Source organism: Mesorhizobium sp. KACC 23794 (assembly GCF_052180275.1).
Lineage (GTDB): Bacteria > Pseudomonadota > Alphaproteobacteria > Rhizobiales > Rhizobiaceae > Kumtagia.
In genome coordinates, this window is the sequence record NZ_CP197465.1 from 4,257,734 (window position 1) to 4,275,979 (window position 18,246).

General features: G+C 62.9%; 18 protein-coding genes. 1 reads left to right on the forward strand and 17 read right to left on the reverse strand.

What is annotated here, in order from left to right; all coding sequences use genetic code 11:
- Positions 1–107 precede the first annotated feature (107 nt).
- Together ACSBOB_RS20965 and ACSBOB_RS20970 are read right to left on the reverse strand one after the other, a co-directional pair.
- On the reverse strand, positions 108–1,541 hold the full coding sequence (locus tag ACSBOB_RS20965) for an SGNH/GDSL hydrolase family protein (protein WP_442578015.1): 1,434 nt from the start codon (positions 1,539–1,541) through the stop codon (positions 108–110).
- 67 nt (positions 1,542–1,608) lie between these two features.
- Positions 1,609–2,193 carry an NUDIX domain-containing protein gene (locus ACSBOB_RS20970; RefSeq protein WP_442578016.1) on the reverse strand — a complete coding sequence of 195 codons (585 nt, stop codon included), beginning with the start codon at positions 2,191–2,193 and terminating at the stop codon, positions 1,609–1,611.
- A 175-nt stretch (positions 2,194–2,368) separates the two neighbouring features.
- Here ACSBOB_RS20970 and ACSBOB_RS20975 point away from each other — a divergent pair, with 175 nt between their 5' ends.
- Positions 2,369–2,932 carry a BA14K family protein gene (locus ACSBOB_RS20975; RefSeq protein WP_442578017.1) on the forward strand — a complete coding sequence of 188 codons (564 nt, stop codon included), beginning with the start codon at positions 2,369–2,371 and terminating at the stop codon, positions 2,930–2,932.
- A 54-nt stretch (positions 2,933–2,986) separates the two neighbouring features.
- Here the strand turns inward: ACSBOB_RS20975 and glpK are convergent, their stop codons facing one another.
- From glpK to ACSBOB_RS21050, 15 genes are all read right to left on the reverse strand, one after another.
- Complete coding sequence (gene glpK / locus ACSBOB_RS20980; protein WP_442578018.1) at positions 2,987–4,480, reverse strand: glycerol kinase GlpK; 1,494 nt, start codon at positions 4,478–4,480, stop codon at positions 2,987–2,989.
- A 78-nt stretch (positions 4,481–4,558) separates the two neighbouring features.
- Entirely contained in the window at positions 4,559–5,071 is a 513-nt protein-coding gene (locus tag ACSBOB_RS20985; protein WP_442578019.1) for a hypothetical protein, read from the reverse strand.
- Positions 5,072–5,173: 102 nt separating this feature from the next.
- Positions 5,174–6,898, reverse strand: a complete 1,725-nt coding sequence (locus ACSBOB_RS20990) for an ABC transporter substrate-binding protein (protein ID WP_442578020.1) — start codon at positions 6,896–6,898, stop codon at positions 5,174–5,176.
- 75 nt (positions 6,899–6,973) lie between these two features.
- On the reverse strand, positions 6,974–7,381 hold the full coding sequence (locus tag ACSBOB_RS20995) for a DUF2160 domain-containing protein (RefSeq protein ID WP_442578021.1): 408 nt from the start codon (positions 7,379–7,381) through the stop codon (positions 6,974–6,976).
- A gap of 105 nt (positions 7,382–7,486) precedes the next feature.
- Complete coding sequence (locus ACSBOB_RS21000) at positions 7,487–7,864, reverse strand: hypothetical protein (RefSeq protein ID WP_442578022.1); 378 nt, start codon at positions 7,862–7,864, stop codon at positions 7,487–7,489.
- Between the two features lie 5 nt (positions 7,865–7,869).
- Entirely contained in the window at positions 7,870–8,334 is a 465-nt protein-coding gene (locus ACSBOB_RS21005) for a hypothetical protein (RefSeq protein ID WP_442578023.1), read from the reverse strand.
- A complete protein-coding gene (locus ACSBOB_RS21010; RefSeq protein ID WP_442578024.1) occupies positions 8,331–8,666 on the reverse strand; it encodes a hypothetical protein in 336 nt (111 codons plus the stop codon). Before ACSBOB_RS21010 ends, ACSBOB_RS21005 begins: the two co-directional genes overlap by 4 nt.
- A complete protein-coding gene (locus tag ACSBOB_RS21015) occupies positions 8,666–9,484 on the reverse strand; it encodes a carbohydrate ABC transporter permease (protein WP_442583784.1) in 819 nt (272 codons plus the stop codon). The genes ACSBOB_RS21010 and ACSBOB_RS21015 overlap by 1 nt, the downstream gene beginning before the upstream one ends.
- Positions 9,485–9,587: 103 nt before the next feature.
- Positions 9,588–10,454: a carbohydrate ABC transporter permease gene (locus tag ACSBOB_RS21020; RefSeq protein ID WP_442578025.1), complete on the reverse strand. Its 867-nt coding sequence runs from the start codon at positions 10,452–10,454 to the stop codon at positions 9,588–9,590.
- On the reverse strand, positions 10,451–11,524 hold the full coding sequence (locus ACSBOB_RS21025) for an ABC transporter ATP-binding protein (protein WP_442578026.1): 1,074 nt from the start codon (positions 11,522–11,524) through the stop codon (positions 10,451–10,453). Before ACSBOB_RS21025 ends, ACSBOB_RS21020 begins: the two co-directional genes overlap by 4 nt.
- 10 nt (positions 11,525–11,534) lie before the next feature.
- On the reverse strand, positions 11,535–12,617 hold the full coding sequence (locus tag ACSBOB_RS21030) for an ABC transporter ATP-binding protein (RefSeq protein ID WP_442578027.1): 1,083 nt from the start codon (positions 12,615–12,617) through the stop codon (positions 11,535–11,537).
- Positions 12,618–12,661: 44 nt separating this feature from the next.
- A complete protein-coding gene (gene glpD, locus ACSBOB_RS21035) occupies positions 12,662–14,185 on the reverse strand; it encodes a glycerol-3-phosphate dehydrogenase (protein ID WP_442578028.1) in 1,524 nt (507 codons plus the stop codon).
- A gap of 115 nt (positions 14,186–14,300) precedes the next feature.
- Complete coding sequence (locus ACSBOB_RS21040) at positions 14,301–15,080, reverse strand: DeoR/GlpR family DNA-binding transcription regulator (RefSeq protein ID WP_442578029.1); 780 nt, start codon at positions 15,078–15,080, stop codon at positions 14,301–14,303.
- A gap of 501 nt (positions 15,081–15,581) precedes the next feature.
- Positions 15,582–15,947, reverse strand: a complete 366-nt coding sequence (locus ACSBOB_RS21045; RefSeq protein WP_442578030.1) for a hypothetical protein — start codon at positions 15,945–15,947, stop codon at positions 15,582–15,584.
- A 95-nt stretch (positions 15,948–16,042) separates the two neighbouring features.
- Positions 16,043–17,953: an ABC transporter ATP-binding protein/permease gene (locus tag ACSBOB_RS21050; RefSeq protein ID WP_442578031.1), complete on the reverse strand. Its 1,911-nt coding sequence runs from the start codon at positions 17,951–17,953 to the stop codon at positions 16,043–16,045.
- Positions 17,954–18,246 lie beyond the last annotated feature (293 nt).

Consider the following 18,246-nt stretch of genomic DNA (forward strand, 5'->3'; position numbering starts at 1 on the left):
GAAAGTATAGGATGCTGGTGCCGCCGAAGGGTAAAATCGACGCTCTTGCCCTCCCGCCGGCTGCCTCTGCCCCTCGATGAGCACGGCCAGGCGAATCAACCTTTTCGTTATCTGGCCGGTGTTCCGATCGTCTTGTGCGCGCTGACCGCCCGGAAACGGACCGTCGCCGACATCGGGACGTCGTCCAGCCTGGGACTGTGCGGCGCACCGCTGATCACGATGTTGACCGACGCGGCAATCACACGGTCGGGAAGCGCTGCCGTGCGCGGCACGACCGAAACGCCCGCGATCGCCTCCGGTGGCAATTCGAGATTGACCTGCGACCGAGCCAGGACCGGTTCGCCGGCGGCTTGGGTCACGGTGCCCTCCTCAGTCGTGTAGGCAGTGTAGAGCGCGACACCGCGAAGCCCCGAAGACCCTTCCTCCAGTTCAATGTCCGCCAGCGCCTCGAAGCTGTCGCCACCGGCCAGATCGAGCGGGTTTATATCTGCCGAAACGACCACGGACACCGGCGTCGGATCGACCGGATCGCCGCCGGCGTTCAGGCCGGTCGGTGCCCCCGAAACGACGACCTGCTGCCATTCCTCGCCGTCGACCACAACCTTGCTGAAGGTGGCGGATATCCCCTCCCCGGCCTCTGCCGACCAGCCCTGGGCCAGGTCGCCGGCACAGCCGATCCCGAGCAATCCGCCTGTGCCCGAGAGCAACGGATTGAAATTGAGCGATCCGGCGGGGTTTGCCGCCGAGTAGAGATCGTCATTCGAGGTGACGAGGCGCAGACGCGGCGTCATCAGCCTGTCGAAGATCGGCGCCAGCGTTTGCGCGACCAGCCTTGCGCCCACCGGTCCCCAATGAATGCCGTCGCGCAGGATGCCGTCGCGGGCGCGGCCTTCCGGGCTGTCGGGATCGAGCATCAGCGGCCAGGGATCGGCGACATAGACGTTCCTGACCGCGGCCTGTGCCAGGAACCAGGATCTTACCTGAAGCGCATCTGCCAGTTCGACATCCGAAAGAGTCCGGCGGATACCGTCCGGAGTGCTGTCGCCGCGCGGGCTGCCGGCGATCCAGACAAGCCTGTGGCCATAAGAAAGTATCTTCTTCTGATAGTCGGCCAGCGCCGCGATGGTGCGCGGCGCCCGCCAGCCGGCGCTCCTGTCATTGGTGTCGACGACGGCGACCACGTAACCCGGCGGCTTGCCGCGCAACGCGGACGCGCGGTCACGGACTTCCTCGCTGTTCGATCCGCCTATGGCGAAATTGTAGTCGGGCTGGAAGTCGAAGCGGGCTCCGGTCATCAGTTGCAGCCACCAAAGCCAGCCTTGCGTCGTCGTGCGGCCCTGATTGGAGGCCAGATCCGCCCGGCTGTCGCCGTCGAGATAGATGCGCGGCAAAGCCGCCGCGATGGGGGCCTCGGACCTCGATGATTGGATCCATTCCGAATGCTCGGCAAGGTCGGCATCCGCGCTGTCGCTGAAGGCGAACAGACCGAACCCGGAAAGCAGGATGCGGGCCCACAGGCCGGCGGTCGCGCCAAATCTCAATTTTATGTCCTTCGCACCGGGTTCGGTGACGCCGGCACTGACCACCCGATCCTGACCAAATCGTGGCCTATTTGCGGCCCAGCCCTTCCGTCAGCATCAGATGCTGCACCAGGATGATGGTCTTGGCGTCGACGATCCGGCCGTCAAGGCAGGAGCGGTAGGCCTCGTCCAGCGGCATTTCGACCACCTCGATGTCCTCGCCTTCGCCGACATGGCCGCCGCCGGCCGAAACGCGGTCCGCCGCGGAATAATGCGCGGTGAAGAAGGCAAGTTTTTCGGTGACACTACCGGGGCTCATGAACGGCATCATGACGAGTTTCAGGTCGCGCAGGCGATAACCCAGTTCCTCCTCCGCCTCGCGGCGGGCGCAGGTTTCCGGATCGTCGGCGTCCAGCAGTCCGGCGCATGCCTCCAGCAGCAGGTCATCATGCCCCTCGACATAGGCCGGAAAACGGAACTGCCGCACCAGCAGCACCGTGCCGCGCTCGGGATCGAAAGGCAGCACCGTCGCGCCGTCGCCGCGATCGTATGTCTCGCGCACCTGCGGTTCCCACTCGCCCTTCGAATTCCGGTAGTCGAGCATCGTCTTTTTCAAGACGCCCCAATTGTCCGACAACAGCACGACCGAATTGATGCGAACGCGATCCCGCATGAAAAAACCTCATGGATTGCGAAAGGCGGATACGCGGGAATTCGTTTGCCATCAATAGAAAGCATGTTTGTCAGGCCTTCGCTGCAAATGTTAAACTTGTGTCATGCGGGAACCAACCATCTTTCCGCCCGTTTGCCGCCGCATAGGGACAGAGATCCGTCGAGAGGAAATCGTGATGAAGAAGTTTTTGTCGGGCCTGTGCGCAAGTGCGCTGGCCTTTTCGGTTACGGTGGTGGGCCTGGTGCCCGCGGAAGCTGCGCAGGTCTATGTGCCGAAAGCCGCCGTGCAGTCGCACAGCGACGTGATACAGGTCCAGTCGAACAGCGAGCGCCGCAAGTTTAGGCGTGAGGGGCGTCGGGATCGACGCGAGTGGCGTCATGACAACCGTCGCGACCGTAGGGAATGGCGGCGAGACAACCGCCGCGACCGTTGGGACCGCCGCGAATGGCGGCGTGAGGCGCGTCGGGATCACCGCCGCGGCTACTATCGCGGCTATCGCGGCTACGACTACTACCGTCCGGGCTATCGTCGCTATGATGACGGCTTCTGGTATCCGGCGGGCGCTTTCGTAGCCGGCGCGATCATCGGTGGTGCGCTCGCCAACCAGCCGCGCGTCGTGGTTAACGAAGGCAGCTCTCACACACAGTGGTGCTACAACCGCTATCGGTCGTACCGCGCCTACGACAACACCTTCCAGCCGAACTACGGCCCGCGCCGCGAGTGCATTTCGCCCTATTGATAGGCGGCTGAGCTACCAAATCCCGACCCGCGCCAAGGCTTGGCGCGGGTTTTTTTATGTGGAACTGAGCGTGCGGCGCACCGCGTCGCGCCAGCCTTTCAGCTTCGCCGTGCGGGTAGCGTCCTCCATCACCGGCTCGAAGCGCCGGTCGAGCGCCCAGGATTTCGCAAAAGCGCGCGCATCAGGCCAGACCCCTGCTTTCGACCCGGCAAGCCAGGCAGCGCCGAGCGCAGTGGTTTCAAGCACGGTCGGACGGTCGACGGGAGCGTCCAGAATGTCGGCCAGACGCTGCATCGTCCAGTCGGACGCAACCATGCCGCCGTCGACCCTGAGCACGGTGCTGGACGCGCCGCCCTTCCAGTCCTTCTTCATGGCATCCAGCAGGTCGCGCGTCTGGAACGCGACCGATTCGAGTGCGGCACGGGCAAATTCCGCCGGACCGGAATTGCGGGTCAGGCCGAAGATCGCGCCGCGCGCCTCGGCGTCCCAGTGCGGCGCGCCGAGACCGACGAAGGCCGGCACCAGATAGACGTCCTGCGTGGGATCGGCTTTGGCCGCCAGGTCGCCGCTGTCGGCAGCTTTTGCGATCATCCTCGCGCCGTCACGCAGCCATTGCACAGCCGCCCCGGCAATGAAGATCGAGCCTTCCAGCGCATAGGTCGTCTTTCCGTCCAGCCGATAGGCGATCGTCGTCAGCAGCCGGTTCTTGGACCGCACGAGGTCCGTGCCGGTGTTGAGGACGGCGAAACAACCGGTGCCGTAGGTCGACTTCATCATGCCCGGTTCGAAACAGGCCTGGCCGATCGTCGCGGCGTGCTGGTCGCCGGCGACGCCGAGGATTCTTATCTCTGCTCCAAACAGTGATTTCTCAGTGACGCCAAAATCGTCGGCGCAGTCCTTCACCTCGGGAAGCAGCGCGGCCGGGATTTTGAGGATGTCTAGCAGTTCCGCGTCCCAGACATTCTTCTCGATGTTGTAGACCAGCGTGCGCGAGGCGTTGGTGGCGTCTGTGGCATGAACTTTTCCGCCGGTCAGCCGCCAGATCAAAAACGTGTCGATCGTGCCGGCGAGCAGTTCGCCTTTTTCGGCCCGCTTGCGCGCGCCTTTGACCTTGTCCAGCAGCCAGGCGATCTTCGTGCCGGAAAAATAGGGATCGAGCAGCAGCCCGGTCTTCCTCGAAAACTTCTGCTCAAGCCCCTGCTTGCGCAGTTTTTCGCACAGCGGCGCGGTGCGACGGTCCTGCCAGACGATGGCGTTGTGGATCGGCTTTCCCGTCGCTCTGTCCCAAATCACCACCGTCTCGCGCTGGTTGGTGATGCCGATCGCGGCGATTTCCGCGGCGGTGACTTCGGCCTTCTTAAGCGCTTCCGTCACCGACCAGACAACCGAGTGCCAGATTTCTTCCGGATCGTGCTCGACCCAGCCGGAAGCGGGATAGACCTGGGTGAATTCCTTCTGGCCGGCGCCCACCGGCTTCATCGCGCCGTCGAAGACGATGGCGCGGCTCGATGTGGTGCCCTGGTCGATGGCGAGGATGAAACTGGACATCAAACACCTGTGGAAAAGCGCTGCGCCTCACGAGCGACCGAATCGGCGCGAGGGTTCAAGCTAATGACAAGAGAGCGGTTATTTGAGACCGGCACGCCGTTCCAGTTCGTCAAGGCGGGCGTTGATCTCATTGATATCGACACGCGCGGAATTGCCGGCCTGCAGGGCGTTGAGAATTTCGTTATACTGGCCGACAACCTCTACCCGCACTTCGTGCAATTCGCGAGAATGCTGGTCGACGCCATTGTCGATCTCTTCAAGCCTGACGAGAATTGCTTCAAAGCGCCGTTCGACTGCATCAAAGCGATGGTCGACGGCATCGAAGCGACGATCCATGTCTGCTCTCAGTTGGGCGATGGAGGCACGGACCTCCGCCATATCAGCGTGGATTTCAGCCATGCCGCTGCGGACATCCCCCATCTCGCTTCGAAGTTGAATCTGGTTCCGGTTGAGCTTGACCATCTCGGTGGTCACTTCCGAAATCTTCGTCAACATCTGCCCAAGATGCGTCACTGTTCGCTGCTGACCACTTATCAGCGCCTCGAACATGAAGCCAAACGATTGTTCCGGAGTGCGTTTCTCGGCTGGCATCGGACATCCTCGACCGCGCACAGTATGAATGGAATTCCTGTCCGCAGCAAGAAAGGCCCGGCGGGAGCGCCCACGCTCCCGCCGGGCCTTTTCATCAAACGATCACTTCTGCCAGCTCTTCACCAGCTCGTCGTAGTTGACGGTCATCGGCTTGTCCTTCTCGGGCTCGATCTTGAGCTGTGGCGCGAGGTTGCCCTTCTTCACGGCATCCGCATTCCAGTAGGCAAGGTCATGCTCCTCGGCGAGTTTTGGCCCGATATCGCCCTGCACACCGGCCCTCTCGAGACGGCCAAGCACCTTCTCCTGCTCGGCGCAGAGCGAGTCCATCGCCTCCTGCGCGGTCTTGGCGCCCGACGATGCATCGCCGATCGCCTGCCACCAGAGCTGGGCAAGCTTCGGATAGTCCGGGATGTTGGTGCCGGTCGGCGACCACTGCACGCGGGCCGGCGAGCGGTAGAACTCGATCAGGCCGCCGAGCTTGGGCGCGCGCTCAGTGAACGATTTGTGCTGGATGGAGCTTTCGCGGATGAGCGTCAGGCCGACATGGCTCTTTTTCACGTCCACGGTCTTGGAGGTGACAAACTGCGCATAGAGCCAGGCGGCCTTGGCGCGGTCGTCCGGCGTCGACTTCAGGATCGTCCAGGAACCCACGTCCTGGTAGCCGAGCTTCATGCCGTCCTTCCAGTAGACGCCATGCGGCGACGGAGCGAAGCGCCACTTCGGCGTGCCATCCTCGTTAACCACCGGCAGACCCGGCTTCACGAAGTCGGCGGTGAAGGCGGTGTAGGTGAACATCTGCTGGGCGACTTCGCCCTGCGACGGCACCGGGCCGGACTCGGAGAAGGTCATGCCCTGCGCGGCGGCCGGCGCGTAGGCCTTCAGCCACTGCAGGTACTTCTCGATCGAATAGACGGAAGCCGGGCCATTGGTGTCGCCGCCGCGGGCGACGCACGAGCCGACCGGACGGGAGTTCTCATCGACCTTGATGCCCCATTCGTCGACCGGCTTGCCGTTCGGGATGCCCTTGTCGCCGTTGCCGGCCATCGACAGCCAGGCATCGGTGAAGCGCCAGCCGAGCGACGGGTCCTTCTTGCCGTAGTCCATGTGGCCGTAGACCTTCTTGCCGTCGATCTCGCGGCCGGTGAAGAACTCGGCGATGTCCTCATAGGCCGACCAGTTGACCGGCACGCCGAGATCGTAGCCGTACTTCGCCTTGAAATCGGCCTTGTTCTTCTCGTCGTTGAACCAGTCGTAGCGGAACCAATAGAGGTTGGCGAACTGCTGGTCGGGAAGCTGGTAGAGCTTGCCGTCCGGAGCGGTGGTGAACGACGTGCCGATGAAGTCGGCCAGATCGAGGCCAGGGTTGGTGACGTCCTTGCCCTCGTTGGCCATCCAGTCCGTCAGGCTGCGCGCCTGCTGGTAGCGCCAGTGGGTACCGATCAGGTCGGAGTCGTTGACATAGGCGTCGTAGATGTTCTCCTTCGACTGCATCTGCGTCTGCAACTTCTCGATCACATCGCCTTCGCCGATCAGGTCGTGGGTGATCTTGATGCCGGTGATCGCCGTGAAGGCCGGCGCCAGCACCTTCGATTCATATTCATGCGTGGTGATGGTTTCCGACACCACCTTGATGTCCATGCCGGCGAAAGGCTTCGCCGCGTCGACGAACCACTGCATCTCGCCTTCCTGGCCGGCGCGGTCGAGCGTCGACAAGTCGCCGATCTCTTTGTCCAGGAATGCCTTGGCCTCGTCCATGCCGGCGAAGGCGTGGCTCGAGCCCAGAATGAGTGCAATGACGCTGGTAGATGCTAGAATATGCCGTCGCATGAGATTCCTCCCTTTAAGGTTCAAGTGCGATCGAGGCGGTCGCCGGCACGCGGCCGCCTCAACTAGTTTCCCCCTCTATACGTAGCGAAATACGCCGATGGCGTAGACCACGGAGAGAGCGAGAGCCCACCACAGGTTGGGTCCGACAAGACCCAGCCAAGCGAGATGGATGAAGGCGCTGCCGAGCAGCGAAACAAAGAGACGGTCGCCGCGCGTCGTCTCGAAGCGCAGGATGCCGACGCGCGGATTGCCGCCGGGCGAGGCGTATTCCCACACCGCCATCAGGCAAAGCAGCAAGAGGATGGTCAGGAAGAACAAGGCGCTGGGGAACGACCATGCCATCCACCCGCCCGGCACCAGCGGCGCGAACCAGTCGATGGCCCCGTCCTCCCTTGGCAGGGTCGCTATCAGAAGGCCGGCGGCGGCCAGGTAGGCGAGAAGCACGGCGACAAGCGGCAGAACCCAGTTTCGGGATACAGTCATTGCGCCGTCCTCCCGACGCAACGTGAGGTGCCGCGGCGCACGACCTCGCGCTGTCCGCGAAGGGTGTCGTCAGGCCGGATCGATTGAGCCCGCGAAAAACTCATGTCAGCACTCGCATCCGTCTATTTCGTTCTTCGGGTCGGGACAGGACAATTCCTGGCGCGGGAAGCCGATCGATGCGCCATTCTCGAACTCGGCTTTGAAACCGCCATTGGCCCAGCACCATTTACCCTTGCCGAAAACCTTGTGCTCGGCGTCGCAGCTTCGCCCGAGATAGATTTCCTCCACCGCTTCCGTGGAAGTCGAGTTGGCGCCACCCTCGATGAAACGTGACACGGGATATTTTGACTTCAGCACATAGCCCGACGCGTTGCAGGTCAGCGTCCATGAGTGATTGTCGCCGACATAGTCCGCCATAGCAGGCCCGATCAGCCCAGCAAGGATCGCTCCGACCGGCATGACGACAGCCAAGGGTTCACTCACCCTGATCATCGTCTGAACCCGCGAGTGCCGTGGTCGACGCACATTTCTACGGTGCTGTATTTGAGGCCGAAATCATCGATGCACTGCGCTTTGACCTGAACAAACACCTGCTCCGGAACGCCATCAGGCCTTTGCCACGCATCGGCACGGGCCAATTCCTGATCGCGCTGCTCCCACATGCGGCCTTCGATCGCGGCGGCCACGCATTGCCCTGCCTCCACGTAGTCCGTGTCGTGTCCAAGCCCACACTGGCGTTCGACTTCTTCACGCCAACCAAGGGCAGCGGCATCGAAAAGCAGCCTATCCAATTGCTGTGCGGCCGCTTGTTGCGATTCGATGCAGCTTTCAACCAGCGGCGCTGATGTCCCCCATTCAGCGCCGCATAGCCTCTCAATTGCGCCTTGATCGGCGACGGCCTGTCCCCAGGCGAAGATGAGGGAGAAAGCGAGCAGGAAGGCTATGCGCTTCATCCTGCCCTCCTCTGGTCGGGCAGTTCATATGCAATTGCCCTGGCCGCGAGATAGCCAACAATTCCATGCAGATGATGCAGCGCGTGCCACGGCAAACCCATTTTGAGCGGGCTCTCGGGGTCATCGACCTCCGACCTGAGGTCCTTGAGGTCGTCGGCTACGTCGCCAACCATCAAATCAGGTGCTTGGGACGCAAACGAGTCTGTCGGGAAAACACACCAATACCGATCGCCATCGACATCGACTTCTTCGATCCCAGCCTGCTCTAGAGTCTCGAAGACGCCGCGCGCCAATCGGCTGATTTCGCGAATAGATATGCGCTCTGCGTTCATCACACCCTCCCCAGGGCAAAGCCCTTGGCGATGTAGTTGCGCACGAACCAGATCACCAGCGCGCCCGGGATGATGGTGAGCACGCCCGCCGCCGCCAAGACGCCCCAGTCGAGACCCGAGGCCGAGACGGTGCGGGTCATGATCGCGGCGATGGGTTTTGCGTCCGTCGTCGTCAGCGTGCGGGCGATCAGCAGTTCCACCCACGAGAACATGAAGCAGAAGAAGGCTGCGACGCCGACGCCGCTGGCGATCAGCGGCATGAAGATCTTCACGAAGAAGCGGGGGAACGAATAGCCGTCGATATAGGCGGTCTCGTCGATCTCCTTCGGCACGCCGGACATGAAGCCTTCGAGGATCCACACCGCCAGCGGCACGTTGAACAGGCAGTGCGCCAGCGCCACGGCGATATGCGTGTCGATCAGGCCGAAGGCCGAATAGAGTTGGAAGAACGGCAGCGCGAATACCGCGGGCGGCGCCATGCGGTTGGTGAGCAGCCAGAAGAACAGGTGCTTGTCGCCGAGGAACCGGTAGCGCGAGAAGGCGTAGGCCGCCGGCAGCGCCACGGTGACCGAAATCACCGTGTTCATGACCACATAGATGATCGAGTTGATGTAGCCCTTGTACCAGGACGGATCGGTGAAGATCACCATATAGTTGGCGATCGTCGGGTTTTGCGGCCAGAGCGAGAAGCTGCCGAGAATCTCCTGGTTGGTCTTGAAGCTCATGTTCATGAGCCAGTAGATCGGCAGCATCAGGAAGATGATGTAGAGCGTCGGCACCAGCCACCAGAACCGGCTCTCGTCGCCGCGCCGCCGCATGGCGCGGGAAACCGCATCCTGCCCGGCCGCCACAGCGCCAGCCGGCGCCGCGCCAAGGTCTCCGGCGCGGGCGGACGCAGCGGTGGTTTTCACATCCGCCATCTCAGCGCTCCGCGTCGTAGTTGGTCATGACGGTGTAGAACACCCATGACAGGAGCAGGATGATCAGGAAGTAGATGATCGACATCGCCGCCGCCGGGCCGAGGTCGAACTGCCCGACCGCCATCTTGACCAGGTCGATCGACAGGAAGGTCGTCGAATTGCCGGGTCCGCCGCCGGTCACGACGAAGGGCTCGGTGTAGATCATGAAACTGTCCATGAAGCGTAGCAGCACGGCGATCAGCAGCACGCGGTTCATCTTCGGAAGCTGGATGTAGCGGAAGATCGACCAGCGCGAGGCCCCGTCGATCTTGGCGGCCTGGTAGTAGGCATCCGGGATCGACACCAGACCGGCATAGCAGAGCAGCACGACCAGGCTGGTCCAGTGCCAGACGTCCATGACGATCACCGTCACCCAGGCGTCGAACGGGTCGTTGACATAGTTGTAGTCGATGCCGATCGCTTCCAGCGTATGGCCGAGCAGGCCGATGTCGACGCGGCCGAACACCTGCCAGATCGTGCCGACCACGTTCCACGGGATCAGCAGCGGCAGCGCCATCAGCACCAGGCAGACCGGTACGCCCCAGCCGGATTTCGGCATGTTGAGCGCAATGAAGATGCCAAGCGGGATCTGGATTGCCAGGATGACGAAGGAGAAGATCAGGTTGCGGCCCATCGCCTCCCAGAAGCGGTCGGAACCCAGCATCTCCTGGAACCACTCGGTTCCGGCCCAGAAGAACTCGTTGTTGCCGAACGTGTCCTGCACCGAATAGTTGACCACCGTCATCAGCGGGATGACCGCCGAGAACGCCACCAGCAGCAGCACCGGCAGGACCATGAACCAGGCCCGGTTGTTCCAGGTCTTGTTCATCGCGCGGCCCCCATCTCGACGCGCCAGGAATCGGCGTAGAGGTTGATGCCGGCAGGGTCGAAGGCGATGTGCGGCTCGGCCGGCACCGTCTCGTCCTCGCCGAGGATCGCGGCGATCTCGCGCCCTTCCAGCGTGGCGCGCACCACCTTGTGGCGGCCGATGTCCTCGACCTTGGTGATCGCAACCGGCATGCCGGCGCGGCCGAGCCGCACATATTCCGGGCGTATGCCGAGTTCGACCGTGCCGCTCGCGCCTGCCGGCGCGCCGGGCAGCGCGATCGTGTGGCCACCGAGCCGGGCGTTGTTTCCAGCGATTTCGACCGGCATGACGTTCATGCCCGGCGAACCGATGAAATAGCCGACGAAAGTGTGTCTGGGCCGCTCGAACAGTTCGGCTGGCGTGCCGATCTGCACGATCTCGCCGTCATACATGACGACCACCTTCTCGGCGAAAGTCAGCGCTTCGGTCTGGTCGTGGGTGACGTAGACCATCGTGTAGCCGAAGCGCTTGTGCAGCAGCTTCAACTGCGAGCGCAGCACCCATTTCATGTGCGGGTCGATGACGGTCAGCGGCTCGTCGAACAGGATAGCGTTGACGTCGGAGCGCACCAGCCCGCGCCCAAGCGAAATCTTCTGCTTCTGGTCGGCGGTCAGCCCCCTCGCCCGGCGTTTCGCCCAGTCCGCGAGATCAATCATGTCGAGCGTCTCGCGCACTTTGCGGTCGACCTCGGCCTCCGGCACGCCGCGGTTGCGCAGCGGGAAGGCCAGGTTGTCGTAGACGGTCATGGTGTCGTAGATGACCGGGAACTGGAACACTTGCGCGATATTGCGCTCCTGCGTCGACGTGTGGCTGACGTCGCGGCCGTTGAACAGGAGCCTTCCATGCGAGGCGTGCAGCAGGCCCGAGATGATGTTGAGCAGCGTGGTCTTTCCGCATCCCGACGGGCCGAGCAGCGCATAGGCGCCGCCGTCCTCGAAAACGTGGTCGACCTGTTTCAGCGCATAGTCCTTCGGCGCCTTGGGATGCGGCAGGTAGGAATGGCCGATGTGGTCGAGTTCGATGCGCGCCATCCCGCCCTCCTCAAGCCGCGAGCTTCTGGCGCGGCGCGGCCGAGCGGCCTGCGGCGTCGAAAGCCATGATGTGGCGCGGGTCGATGAACACGTCGACCATCTCGTCGGCCTCGAACACTTTTATGCCGGGCGCCAGCATCACCCATTTCGCGTCCGCGAACTGAAGATGCACAAAACTTTCGGATCCCGTGATCTCGGTGACGGTGACTTTCGCCGGCACCGAAACCGCGCCTTCGGCCGGCTTGGACAGGGAAAGATGATGCGGCTGGAAGCCGACCGTGTAGGCGCCGTCCACTATGCCGGCGAGACCGGCCGGCAGAGGCAGGCTGACACCGCCGTCGAGAATGAAGCTTGCGCCCTGCTTGCGCATGACGATGGTGTTCAGCGGCGGGTCCGAGAAGGTTTTTGCGGTAATCAGATCAACGGGTTGGCGGAAGACGTCGATGGTCGGCCCGAACTGGGTGACGCGCCCTTGCGACAGCGTCGCGGTGTTGCCGCCGAGCAGCAGCGCCTCGTGCGGCTCGGTGGTGGCATAGACGAAGATGGTGCCGGCCTCCGCGAACAGCTTTGGCAGTTCGGCGCGCAGTTCCTCGCGCAGCTTGTAGTCGAGATTGGCCAGCGGTTCGTCGAGCAGCACGAGGCTGGCATTCTTGACGATGGCACGCGCCAGCGCGGTGCGCTGCTGCTGGCCACCGGAGAGATTGAGCGGCGTACGATCGAGATAGGGCGTCAGTTTCATCAACGCCGCCGCGCGCTTCACCTCGCGGTCGACCTTGGCGCTGTCGACGCCGGCGACACGCAGCGGCGAGGCGATATTCTCGAAGACGGTCATCGCCGGATAGTTGATGAATTGCTGGTAAACCATTGCGACGTTTCGCTTTTGCACGGCGACGCCGGTGACATCCTTGCCGTCGAACCAGATGCTGCCCGTGGTCGGGCGGTCGAGGCCGGCCATCAGCCGCATCAGGCTGGTCTTGCCGGAAAGCGTCGGGCCGAGCAGGACGTTGAGCGAGCCGTGACGAAGCGTCAGCGAAACATCGCGAATGTGATCCGCGCCTGCCACCGTCTTCGTCACGTTTCTCAGTTCGAGCATTCCGCCTCCTCCCAGGCCAGAGCTTGCCTAACGATCTCGTCCGTCTATTCCGCCGCCGCGCGATCCCCCTGCGCCGCACTCATATACTGGTCCAGCGCCGCCGCCTGATCCTTGCTCAGCCGCAGCCCGCGCTTGGTCCTCCGCCACAACACGTCGTCGGCGCTCACCGCCCATTCGTGCTGCATGAGATAGCGAACCTCCGCCTCGAACAGATCGGCGCCGAAATTGCGGCCGAGATCGGCCTGCGAACGCGCCAGGCCCAGCAGCGCGCGGGCACGCGTGCCGTAGAGCCGCGTCAGACGGCGGGCGTGGGCGATGTCGAGGAAGGCGTAGGATGCCTTCAGTTTCACCGCCTCGGTCTCGAAGCCGGTCTCGGCGAAATCGCCGCCAGGCAGCTTGGCTCCGGCCGTCCACGGCTTTCCGCGCTTGCCTAGATGCTCCTCGATCTTCTCAAGCATCGATTCAGCAAGGCGCCGGTAAGTGGTTATTTTTCCACCGAAAACATTGACGATCGCGGCCTGGCCGTTGCCGCCCTCGGCCTTCAGCACGTAGTCGCGGGTCGCCTCCTGCGCCTTAGACGCGCCGTCGTCATAGAGCGGGCGCACAGCCGAATAGGTCCAGACGATGTCGGCACGGCGCACCGGTTCGGCGAAATATTCGCTTGCGGCCGCGCACAGGTAGTCGGTTTCGATTTCGCTGATGCGCGCATCCTTCGGATCGCCGACGAAGTCTTGGTCGGTGGTCCCGATCAGCGTGAAATCTTCCTCGTAGGGAATGGCGAAGATGATGCGGCCGTCGCGGTTCTGGAAGAAGTAGGCGCGCGGATCTTCGAACTTCTTTCGAACGACGATATGGCTGCCGCCGACGAGGCGCACATTGTGCACGTCGTTCTGGCCGATCGTACCTGCAAGCACGCGGTCGACCCACGGGCCGGCGGCGTTGACGATCAGACGCGCCCGGACCGTCTCGGTGGCGCGCGTGCTCATATCTTCAATGGTGACAGACCACAGCCCGTTCTCGCGCCGCGCCTCGACCACCTTGGTGCGCGTGCGGATGACCGCACCGCGATCGGCGGCGTCGCGCGCATTGAGAACGACCAAACGCGCGTCGTTGACCCAGCCGTCGGAATATTCGAACGCCCTTTTGAACAGCGGTTTCAATGGCTTGCCGGCGGGATCGCGCGCCATGTCGAGCGTCCTGGTCGCCGGCAGCAGCTTGCGTCCGCCGATATGGTCGTAAAGAAAGAGGCCGAGGCGCAGGAGCCAGGCCGGCCGCAGGCCCTTGGCGTGCGGCAGCACGAAACGCATCGGCCAAATGATGTGCGGGGCCATCTTCCACAGCACCTCGCGTTCCATCAGCGCTTCGCGCACCAGCCGGAATTCGAAATGCTCGAGATAACGCAGGCCGCCATGGATCAGCTTGGTGGAGCCGGACGACGTGCCGCTCGCCAAGTCGTTCATTTCGCAGAGGAAAACCGAGTAGCCGCGGCCGACGGCGTCACGCGCGATGCCGCATCCGTTGATGCCGCCGCCAATGACGAAAACGTCGTGGATTGCGTCGCCGTCCAACCATTCCTCCGCGCTTTCGCAATGCAGCATTTTGCCGACACCGAAAGTCTGCGGGGATTATTTCGAAATAATAACGAATGTCAAACGAAAACAGATAGGAGAATCGACGGAGGCTTCAGGCCGAGGCGCCGGACCTTTGCGTCTCGACCAGTTCGACCTCGTTCTCCTCGCAGATGCGGCGGATTGCCGGCAGTTCGCAGAGGTCGGTGATGAAGGTGTTGACCTGCGAAAGATGGCCGATGCGGACAGGCGCGGTTCGTTCGAACTTGGTTGCATCCGAAACCAGGATGACATGGCGCGCATTGGCGACGATGGCCTGCGCAACCTTCACTTCGCGAAAGTCGAAATCGAGGAGCGCGCCGTCATGGTCGATCGCCGAGGCGCCGATGACGGCGTAGTCGACCTTGAACTGTTTTATGAAATCGACGGCCGCTTCGCCCACCACGCCGCCGTCGGAGCCCCGCACGACGCCGCCGGCGATCACCACCTCGATGCCCGGATAGACCCGCATCCTGTTGGCAACGTTGATGTTATTGGTGATGACCATGAGGCCGGAATGATCGAGCAGCGCCTTGCTGACCTCCTCGGTGGTGGTGCCGATGTTGATGAACAGTGAGGCATTGTCGGGAATGATCCGCGCGGCGGCCCGGCCGATCGCTTCCTTCTCGGTCGCCGCGATCTTGCGTCGCGCCTCATATTCGACATTGGCGATACCGGACGGGAAAAGCGCGCCGCCATGGATGCGCGACAGCAGGCGCTGGTCGCACAAGTCATTGAGATCCTTGCGGATCGTCTGAGGGGTCACGCCGAAATGGGTGGCGAGGTCGTCGACCAGCACGCGGCCATGATCCTTCGCCATCTGCATAATCTCGGAATGGCGCGGCGACAGATACATTGCTCTTCCTCTCTGTTTCGTTTTGCCAGTTTGTAATCGAAAACGAAAGCTGCCGGTAGTCCGAGAGCGAAACGCGGTTGTGCTTTCTGCCGGGTGCAGACAGGATTCGGACAACGAAGTCTCGGAATTCCCGCGCCGCGTTCGATTGTCTTTTCAAAACAGATGGTTAGCGCGCAGGACTGTAAGGATCCCGCTGCCCCGATGCAACGACGCTTGACGCGTGAAGCGCGCAAATCTCCACAAATACAGATACTTATCCGGTCGTTGCGGCATAATGTGCGCCACGGACTTCACGCGGCATAGTGGTGCACCGGACAAGAGGTACTCAAAGCGCGTCGTGACGGTGACGACGCCGCGAACCGCGATGACGCACCCGGCTTATGGCGGTCGTGCACCAACATGCCGCGATATGCAAAGGCCGACCACCGCGCTGCCCTTCCCTCGGGCAGTTGCCGAACAGGCCGGCAGCAGTGCGCACCGGCCTGTCTGTCGCCGTTAGTCCTACACGACAATGAAGTCGGCGGCAGTAAGCCCAGGAGCCGACGACAGCGTCGCGAAGTTGACGTTGCCGTACGCGATGCCGGAACCATCCGCATCGTAATAGAGGTTGCCAGTGGCCGAGTTGTAGACGATTCGGTCGTCGGCATCCTTGGCGCCCGCGGCGGTGTCCTTGAACGCCGAACTGGGCAGTTCGCCGAGGACCGCCAGTGCGGAAAACACCGTGTCGTCCAGCCAGATGGCGTCGTCGGCCGCGCCGAAGTCGAGGATCGTGCCGACATTGGCGACGGCGTCGAGTGCAGTGTCGAAGCGGAAGATGTCCGAGCCCTCGCCGCCGGTGAGTGTGTCCTGCCCGGCCCCGCCGCCCAAAATATCGTTGCCGCCATAGCCCTTGATGACGTCGTTGCCGCCGCCGAGGATGGGACGCGGCCGGCAAACCGGAATCAGCCGGGTGACGGCAGGCCCTATTCCTGCTTCTGCTTCTGGCGGACACGCGCCGGCTGCAACCCGGCCTGTTTTGGCGGGCGGGCGAGAAGGGTGGCGAGTTGCGGGATCTCGGCCGGCGCGGCGCCGCGCAACGGCGCCTTGACCGCCATGCCGTCGGCGATGCTGAGCACGCTGTCGTAGAAATCGGCGCCGGTCGCCGATTTCGGCGGCTCCGCCTCATGCATCACGCTGATGACAATGACGGATGGGCAGTTGTCCTTGATCGCCTGGCAGAAGGCGACCTTGGCGTCGACGTCGAGCGCGCTGGTCGCTTCGTCGAGGAAAAGCAGGCCGGGCTTGTGCAGGAGGATGCGGGCCAGCACCAGCTTCTGCTTCTGGCCGCCCGACAGGGTCTCCTCCCACGATTTGCCGTCGCGGCTGGCATCCGCCAGCCATTCGATGAACTCGCCCAGCCCCGCCCTGTGCATCGCGGCGGCGACGGCGGTGTCGGCATGGTCGCACGCGTCCCGGGGAAGGCAGACGAGCTGCTTCAGCGACACCGGCGGCAGCCGCACATCCTGCGCGGCGTAGAAGCTGGCGACCCCTTCGGGGAAGGCGACCGACCCGCCGCCATGCGCCCACAGGCCGTTGATCGCCTTGATCAGGCTCGACTTGCCGCAGCCGGACTGGCCCCTGACGAAGGTCCACTCGCCGCGGCGGAAGCGCAGCATGGGTGCAACGACGAACGGCACCGCGTCCTCACCGGCATGCACCAGTTCCAGGTTGCGGACGGTCAGCCCGAAAACGGCGTGCTGGCGGGCGAAATGGAAGTCGCTGCGGCCGGTCGAGCGGTAGAAGTCGTCCGGATTCTGGACGCGCTCGATGGCGTCGGCGAGTTCGGTCACCCGTCGGGCATTGGCCTTCAGCGAGGCGATCGCCGGCATGACGTGGATGAACCACGAACATTCCTGGATGAGCCGGTTCACCTGTTCCGACCCGGTGACATAACCCTGGAAGCTGATCTTGTTGTCCACATAGGACATCAGGCCCGGGGCATAGGAAACGATGCGGAAAGCGATGAAATCGTAAATCTTCTGGTAGGCAACGTAGCCGGAATTAAACCAGTTCTGCCGCGACCAGATGCGGTCGATATCGTCGTAGAGGCGCAGGTTCGTGTCCTTCTGCACCGCCTCGCCATGCGAGGCGGCCACATGGAAGCTGCGCCGCAGGAACGTCGTCAACTCGCCTCGATAGCTTCCTTCCGCCTTCTGGATCGCCACCGTCAACCGCTCCAGCATGCGTCCGAACTTCAGCGCGAACCAGGTGTTGAACGGCACATAGGCGGCGACGGCGGCGAAGGCGAGAAAGGCAGTGCCATAGCCGCCCAGAAACTCGAGACCCGTCACCTCCGTCGAATTCTCGATGAGCTTCTGGCCGTAGAAGAATACCGCGGTGAGGACGCCCATGACGCCCATCGCAAGGCCGATGGCGCCGCCGGCCATGTCCTTGATCGATTCCTGCACGCGCTGGTCTATATTGTCCGGCGCCGGCGGTGACGCGTTCTTCTCTCCGCTGCCGCCGTGCTGGACATGGAAATGCGTGTGGTTGGCGTCAAGCAGCGCGTCGTTGAAGCGGCTGTTCAGCCAGCCGCGCCATTTCCGGTGCAGCGTGGTCGACACCAGATTGCGAACGCCCATCAGGGCTTCCACGAGGACGACGAAAAGAACCAGGGAAGCCGCGGCGGTCAGGATCGACGAAGCCGGCGCTTCGTTGCCCTCCCAGTGGAACAGCGCGATCGCGCCCAGCAGGTCGCCGGTCGACTCGGTGATCCAGACGCCTACTTTGCTGCCGGCCGCTGTCAGCAGCGCGATGGCCGCCGTAAGCACCCAGGCCTCCCGCCACCGCTCGGAGAACCAGTAGGCCCGCATGAGGCCCCAGAAGCCGCGCATGCCGGAGACCGGAGTCAGCGGCGGCGACTGAACCTCTTTTTGGCGCCACGTGCGGAAAAGACGTGGCGCAGGTCCTGAGACCCACGTCCGAATCAAGGATTCCACCCCATGCCCTTTTTTTTGGAATCGTAGCACTTTTCGGCGTTTTTCAAACCGAAATGTCCAAAGCCGCCTAAGAAACGGGCATCAACACAAAGTGACGGGGGTTCAGCCGGAGGCTAAAGCCATGTTTTCCAATGACTGTCTCCGGTTCATCACCATCCGATCAAGGGTTCGTGATGTGCCCGGATGAA

What these genes read in the sequence shown, in the direction of transcription:
- ACSBOB_RS21025 (WP_442578026.1), bottom strand. Translation starts at nt 11,524, where the DNA reads ATGGCGCGCATCGAACTCGACCACATCGGCCATTCCTACCTGCCGCAT.
- ACSBOB_RS21050 (WP_442578031.1), bottom strand. Translation starts at nt 17,953, where the DNA reads ATGCGCGGCTTCTGGGGCCTCATGCGGGCCTACTGGTTCTCCGAGCGG.
- ACSBOB_RS20985 (WP_442578019.1), bottom strand. Translation starts at nt 5,071, where the DNA reads ATGCCAGCCGAGAAACGCACTCCGGAACAATCGTTTGGCTTCATGTTC.
- ACSBOB_RS20975 (WP_442578017.1), top strand. Translation starts at nt 2,369, where the DNA reads ATGAAGAAGTTTTTGTCGGGCCTGTGCGCAAGTGCGCTGGCCTTTTCG.
- ACSBOB_RS21015 (WP_442583784.1), bottom strand. Translation starts at nt 9,484, where the DNA reads ATGCGGCGGCGCGGCGACGAGAGCCGGTTCTGGTGGCTGGTGCCGACG.
- ACSBOB_RS21020 (WP_442578025.1), bottom strand. Translation starts at nt 10,454, where the DNA reads ATGAACAAGACCTGGAACAACCGGGCCTGGTTCATGGTCCTGCCGGTG.
- ACSBOB_RS21005 (WP_442578023.1), bottom strand. Translation starts at nt 8,334, where the DNA reads ATGAAGCGCATAGCCTTCCTGCTCGCTTTCTCCCTCATCTTCGCCTGG.
- ACSBOB_RS20995 (WP_442578021.1), bottom strand. Translation starts at nt 7,381, where the DNA reads ATGACTGTATCCCGAAACTGGGTTCTGCCGCTTGTCGCCGTGCTTCTC.
- ACSBOB_RS20990 (WP_442578020.1), bottom strand. Translation starts at nt 6,898, where the DNA reads ATGCGACGGCATATTCTAGCATCTACCAGCGTCATTGCACTCATTCTG.
- ACSBOB_RS20970 (WP_442578016.1), bottom strand. Translation starts at nt 2,193, where the DNA reads ATGCGGGATCGCGTTCGCATCAATTCGGTCGTGCTGTTGTCGGACAAT.
- glpK (WP_442578018.1), bottom strand. Translation starts at nt 4,480, where the DNA reads ATGTCCAGTTTCATCCTCGCCATCGACCAGGGCACCACATCGAGCCGC.
- ACSBOB_RS21030 (WP_442578027.1), bottom strand. Translation starts at nt 12,617, where the DNA reads ATGCTCGAACTGAGAAACGTGACGAAGACGGTGGCAGGCGCGGATCAC.
- ACSBOB_RS21040 (WP_442578029.1), bottom strand. Translation starts at nt 15,080, where the DNA reads ATGTATCTGTCGCCGCGCCATTCCGAGATTATGCAGATGGCGAAGGAT.
- ACSBOB_RS21010 (WP_442578024.1), bottom strand. Translation starts at nt 8,666, where the DNA reads ATGAACGCAGAGCGCATATCTATTCGCGAAATCAGCCGATTGGCGCGC.